A 5,862-nucleotide genomic window follows, 5' to 3' on the forward strand; every position below is an offset into this window, starting at 1 on the left:
AAATGATAACAAAGCTCAAATATTTAATGTCTCTAAATGCTGAAATAAGTGCAGAAGAGATAGAGTCGCGGTTTACTCAAATAGCTAAATTACTGTTTGAAAATTTTGCGATACAAAAGGGAGAAAAAATCTATCTTTTCAAAGAGATTGAGTTTTATTTCTATAATAAGCATCATCGGGACATAATCACTCATCCTCGTTTTTCTGATTCTTTTTGTTGGTACGTGAATGATTTTGGAGGTATAGATTTGAATTTTCCAAGTGAGATTTGTAAAAAGGACGGGACTGACAGCGCTGGAAAAAAAGTAAATAAGTACATATTAGATGACAGCTCTTATTTTGGAGGTATTCTGATCCGTCAATTAATCAGCGAAGATAAAAAAGAAATTTTAGAAGGTCCTTGGGCTTGTGCAGAGCTATTTAGGCTCCATCATGCTATGGAACAGGATTATAATTTCCCTTCGCTTGTAGAACGCAATAATGGTATGGTTGGATATATCTGTAAACCCAGATTGAATCTTCTAACCGGTAAGCAGACTGTTGAAAGTAAAGTGGACTACATACTTGGAGAATATCTATCGCATCCAGACCGAGAAGAGTTATATAAAGAGTTTTTCTCTTTTAAGGATAAGCGATACAGATATGTGCGCTGTGACCAGTTGCTACATGATAGTGAAACAAATGAAATCTATCTTTCACCCTGGTTGAAAGAGAAGCAGGATGGACATCCTGAATTTTATAAGCGTCTGACTAATCTCCTGAAGGATTGCAACATAGAACCCCAAGAGTTGAAATGTACCAGAGATTATTGGGCACGCGACTATATGCCTATCCAGTTGAGTGAGAACGAGTTCTTGAAGTACCAATATTATCCGGACTATCTGATGAAGAGCAACAATCCAGAGGATGCTGATACAAGGACCGAATGCACTGACGTTCTACGTGGAATGGGAATAAACTGTCGTTCAACAAAGCTAATAATTGACGGTGGAAATATGGTTCCATGTGGTCCTTATATTGTGATGACGGATAAGGTGTTTACCGAGAATGGTAAAGAAAAAGAGGATGTAGTGTTCAAAGCTGAGTTGGAGTCAGAACTTGGACATCCCGTGATTATAATTCCATGGAAAATGCATGGTGACTTTAATGCTCGTGATACAGACAAGTATGGTCATTCGGATGGGTTTGTCAAATGGTGTGGTGGTAATCGTATCCTGATGGGCAATCATGGAGATCAATATCCGGAAGAAGCTGTTGCTATCCGACACATTCTTGAAGAATATGGCTTTGAAGTCACAGAGATGCGATTTGTGGACAAGGTTGGTTCGCCACGAACTGCTTTAAATTGGGCTTACATCAATTTTCTGCAAGTCGGTAACAAGATTATCATGCCAATTTTCAATATTAAAGAGGATGCTATTGCTTGGCAATATATACATGAAGCATTCCCTGATTGCGAGATTCATCAAATTGAAATGGCTGAAGTAGCAGAGGAAGGTGGTGCTTTACATTGTATCAGCTGGAACATTCGGAGATAATGGATTTTAGCTTATAGAGGAAGCTGCATTTATATTGACTTATGTAATTCATTTAAGCTAATTCTTTGTAAATTTGTAGTTTAAATTAAGAATTTTATATGAGTAGGTATTTAATCATATCAGTATTGGCAATGTTTGTGGCCATCCCTCGAATTTGTGCTCAGTCACAAGTTCGAATGGCTTTACCTAAAACACAGACGATGGTTCACAATTCTCTATCCAAAAGCAGGGCAAACAAAAGCAAAAAGGCAAATGTTCAATTTACTATCCCCAAAGACTTGCTTGCTAAGATGTTTGGATTTTGTGGAGTGTCAGTATCAAATGACACTACCGGTTTTGCTTTATCCGTTGATACTTGTGCGACCAAAAGAGAGGTGAAGAAGTCGTTGTCAGAAATAACGGATAACGAACTTACAGCGTTGGACGTTCTGAATATGTTTGTACCTGGAGCATTCTCTGATAAGGAAAAAGAACAATGGAAGTCTTTGCCTGAAGAAACCAGAAAGGCGATATTAGGTATGGTGTTAACTCATGGAGGAACACAGTGGGATGCATTAAATGAGGCTCAGAAGGCTGTTATTCATGAATATAATAATGGGAAATAAACCTAAATCCCCATTGCCTTAAATTATGGAGAGAAAATTAAGGTTATGTAAATTTCGTTCAATGGGAGAGGTTGTTCTGTCCCATTGAACGAGCGTTCCCATTAGGCATATTCATTCTATATTAATTTGAATTTGAGAAACTTAAAGGTAGAACTCATATTAATTAGATTCTTTATTGTAATTTAGTTAGGATAATGTCACCGACAGACTTACGATCAGTCCAATATGTCCCTTCTAATGTCTTATCTTTTTCTTTATACCTCAGCCTTGCTGTTCCATAATGTATTTGACTTCGTTCTCTTATTGTTACATCAGGTACATTAATATAACTATATATGAGTTCTCTGTGTCCACGCATTTCGTCAAAATCAAATGAGGCACATATAGAATTACTATAGCTTTCATTTGTTTCAATAAGAACCTGAATCTGAAGAAATGATTGTTTAATCTTTATTTTTATCTTTTTTTCTTTATCAGTACCATTCCAATTATAAAAAATATCTCCTTCCCATTCTCCTTCTAAACAAGGGAATGGCACAAGCCATCCATGAAAAATAGACCATTTCCACATCCATTTATTGAGACAGAAACCAATTATTGAAACAATTGACAAAGACGTTCCGAAATCTTCCCATAATACATTTATATATATCTGGCCATAATGTCCTCGTAGTAGCCCTATGATAATAAATGTTGCAACAAACGTACCTCCAAGTATTTGGATGAATCTCTTAAAATTGTAGTTTCCCATTTTACTTATTATACTCTAAATAATTCCATAAATTATACATAAATGAATTTATATCTTGCCTTGACCATTTGTGTCCAAACATTAAATAAAGACATTCTGAGACCTCTACCCATTTAGTCCAGTCTTGAGAATCTTCTTTGGTTTTAGACCAGAAATAATAAATATACTCTCGTAAAATTTGGTTCCAATCACATTCTTGGGCGATATGAAAATTGCTATTAGGATAGTTATAAGTCAAACATTCCAGCAGGAATGATGTTATGTTTGCATTATTATAATACCCCTCATCCTTCATCCGAATATGTAAATTCTTGACAATTCTTACTAATCTTTTAAATCTGCGAGAGGTATCATTGTTCTTTAACACTCCATTCTTCAGATGTTGCTTTGGAAAATTGATTATTTCTTTGCCATCATTGTCTGCATACAATATTACTCCTTCATCATAATGATAGTGATAGTCTCCATATCTCCTATATTTCCAAGTAGGTACAACATCTATCTCTACGCGATATGTATTTTCTTTTATGTGAATACATTTATTTTTGCGTACAACATTATTCCTACCAAAATGAGATACTAGAATTCTTTCAACATCATTTTTAAACTGAGTATAAGAATAAGTCGAAGGATTAGTCAATCCATATTCTTCCCTAGTTTTCCCTTCAGGAATTTTATAGTAAAAACCTCCTGTATAACATACATTAATATCGATATCACTATTATTCCGGATATTTGTGTTATTTGCGTATGAGCCCTGTCCAAAAACTTCATAGTTGCCAGATGCTAATGTGTAATTTGCCAATGCATTTTTTACTGCATTTTCTGCATTCTCTAGTTTTTGCTCTTCAGTTTCGCTAGCTGGTCGAGCCATTGCAGTTAGCTGTTCATTTGTAAATCTTGCCATCTCTGATATATTTTATGATACATGCACAAAGATAGCGTAAAGCTGTGCAGTCTATCTGCATAGTTGATAATTTTTTACGAATCAAATAACAAAATAAATTCAGCATATCGTCGTCGCTCTATGGAAGCAATCTTCTTGCCACGCCAGTGGCAATACTTCACATAGTCATTTTTTATATTTCTGTTTCCTGAATCGAGTTTCTTCAGGATTGTACTCTTTGGGTATTTATCTTTTAATCCTAAGAGCTTATAAGCTCCTATATTATAAGCTAACGCTGCAAGCAAAAGTGAGTCTTTACCATAGGGACGAAACAATGAACAGAGTTCTTTAAGGTCTTTACGGAGAAGTGACTCTGATTCTGTGGCAGTCATCTCGGATGAATACCTTTCTCCGGGTCGCAGTCGATGTCCATATCCAACGTAAGGATAATCTTTCTTTTTATGTAAACCCTCATAGTACCTGATACAACAGACGGCCCTTTCAAAAGGTGGAAGTTCGAAAATAGTTATGGTTTTAGAGAGTGGCTCAGACGGCATTACCGTCTGGCCGTTAACTCTCATACCAAATAAGAATATGACAAAAGTTGCTATTATCCTGAAATTCATTTTACTTTAAATTTGGTTATCTCATCAATCATGTTCTTGACATCAAGATTGACACTTACGAAGTTCTGGTACAGAATACGTTCCTTGGCATCCTTTGAAGGAAAGGTGTAGAACTTCGGTATCTGGTAGTTCTTGTAGTTTGCTTCCTCATCTGCAATCTTCTTCATGTCGAAATCAGTCTTGCAATAGAACTTGGAGGTTTGGAACTCGGCAGACTCCTGAATGTTCATGCTGTCACCACGTCCTGTCTTGGTCTTGATAAAATCACGGGCAGACTGGCCGCAGATCCAACCTGTAGGCATATCCGAAATTTTGCTTGCCGGAACAAGACTGTCCATGTTTTCATTGAGATTGATGGAGGTCTTGTCACGGTCAATAGTCATACCTTTTTTGAGCTGGACTATCTTACCGAAGATGTCGTTTGAAAGCCACTCCAAAGTTTCTTTTGCTCTTGCTGAGCCACTGACTACGTTACCCACTGTTGTGATAACTTTCTGCATTCCAACCTTTCCGTAATCGGATTCGAGCTGCGGCAATTCCTGGAAACCTAATGTGACACTGACCTTGTTACTTCGGGCGGTACCAATCAGTCGGTCTATCTTGTGAAAATAGAGAGTAGGCAACTCATCCACAATGATGCTCACAGGGATATTCTTGCCCTGACCGGTATTCACACGAGTTACAAGACGGTTTAGAATCAGAGCATTCAAGGCACCGATGATGCTTTCCATTTCTGGGTCATTCGCTATAAGCAGATAGCTCGGATTCTTCGGATCAGACACCTTCAGGTCAAAATCATCGCCATCCTTATGGAATATCCAATAGGATTCTTTGGTGGCCAGACGGGATGTATATACACGCAGTGTACCAATCATACCTTCCAACTGTTCCATCGCCTTGTTCTTCATGGCTGTCTGGAACGGTCCTAACAAGGGGGCAACCTCTGGGTCTGTCTCCAGTACCTCAAAGATGGTCTGGTAATCCTGATTCAAGAAGGACAGGATATGGGGCATGTCGCTATATTTACCCAACCAATATTCAGGCTCCACTTCCATGCCTGTCTGGTCAAACACTCGGCCAGTAGGCTTGGGGCGGTGCGTCTTCGGCTCTGTGGTCATCTCTGCAACGAGGGGATGGTCGTCCTTGTCGTAAGGTACTTTTTTATAGTTGACAAAGAAGTAGATACAGGCAGCGAGGAAGTTCACAGCAGAAGTCTGGAAGAACTGGTCGCTACCGCCACCGCCTTCTTTCTTTCCTTTCTGTAATGATTCCAATAGGGTCTCGGCAGTTTCGCTGGCAGCAGCAAGGTTTCCGATATACTTCTGTTGGATAGGATTGACACGTCTGGAATATTCTACATCCACAAAGTTGATGATATTGAACTTACAGTCCTTGGGAACTTTCCCAGCTTTTTGGTTTATCTTATAATGATAGTATAATTTCTGAGCGAGTGTTG

At 38.1% G+C, this 5,862-nt stretch carries 6 protein-coding genes; 2 read left to right on the forward strand and 4 right to left on the reverse strand.

Annotation, left to right across the window (positions count from 1 at the left end; genetic code table 11):
* Positions 1-2 precede the first annotated feature (2 nt).
* Positions 3-1,538, forward strand: coding sequence for an agmatine deiminase family protein (locus WKT20_RS17320; protein ID WP_340417799.1), 1,536 nt, complete (start codon positions 3-5; stop codon positions 1,536-1,538).
* Positions 1,539-1,636: 98 nt separating this feature from the next.
* A complete protein-coding gene (locus tag WKT20_RS17325) occupies positions 1,637-2,143 on the forward strand; it encodes a hypothetical protein (protein ID WP_340417800.1) in 507 nt (168 codons plus the stop codon).
* Between the two features lie 172 nt (positions 2,144-2,315).
* On the opposite strand, the gene WKT20_RS17330 is transcribed toward WKT20_RS17325, so the two are convergent.
* From WKT20_RS17330 to WKT20_RS17345, 4 genes are all read right to left on the reverse strand, one after another.
* Positions 2,316-2,894 (reverse strand): Cap15 family cyclic dinucleotide receptor domain-containing protein, encoded by a 579-nt coding sequence (locus WKT20_RS17330; protein ID WP_340417801.1) that lies wholly within the window; start codon positions 2,892-2,894, stop codon positions 2,316-2,318.
* Between the two features lies 1 nt (position 2,895).
* Positions 2,896-3,801, reverse strand: a complete 906-nt coding sequence (locus tag WKT20_RS17335; RefSeq protein WP_118170937.1) for a nucleotidyltransferase domain-containing protein — start codon at positions 3,799-3,801, stop codon at positions 2,896-2,898.
* A gap of 74 nt (positions 3,802-3,875) precedes the next feature.
* Positions 3,876-4,406, reverse strand: coding sequence for a glycoside hydrolase family protein (locus WKT20_RS17340; RefSeq protein WP_340417803.1), 531 nt, complete (start codon positions 4,404-4,406; stop codon positions 3,876-3,878).
* Positions 4,403-5,862 (reverse strand): type IV secretory system conjugative DNA transfer family protein (locus tag WKT20_RS17345; RefSeq protein ID WP_340417804.1); only part of this gene is annotated, 1,460 nt, incomplete at its 5' end. The genes WKT20_RS17345 and WKT20_RS17340, both read right to left, overlap by 4 nt.

Origin of the sequence: Phocaeicola sp. ICN-14070 (genome assembly GCF_037892625.1) — a bacterium.
Taxonomy (GTDB): Bacteria; Bacteroidota; Bacteroidia; order Bacteroidales; family Bacteroidaceae; genus Phocaeicola; species Phocaeicola plebeius.

Excerpts from the sequence above, each read along its gene's own strand:
- WKT20_RS17335 (WP_118170937.1), bottom strand. The coding sequence starts at position 3,801 with ATGGCAAGATTTACAAATGAACAGCTAACTGCAATGGCTCGACCAGCT.
- WKT20_RS17330 (WP_340417801.1), bottom strand. The coding sequence starts at position 2,894 with ATGGGAAACTACAATTTTAAGAGATTCATCCAAATACTTGGAGGTACG.
- WKT20_RS17320 (WP_340417799.1), top strand. The coding sequence starts at position 3 with ATGATAACAAAGCTCAAATATTTAATGTCTCTAAATGCTGAAATAAGT.
- WKT20_RS17340 (WP_340417803.1), bottom strand. The coding sequence starts at position 4,406 with ATGAATTTCAGGATAATAGCAACTTTTGTCATATTCTTATTTGGTATG.
- WKT20_RS17325 (WP_340417800.1), top strand. The coding sequence starts at position 1,637 with ATGAGTAGGTATTTAATCATATCAGTATTGGCAATGTTTGTGGCCATC.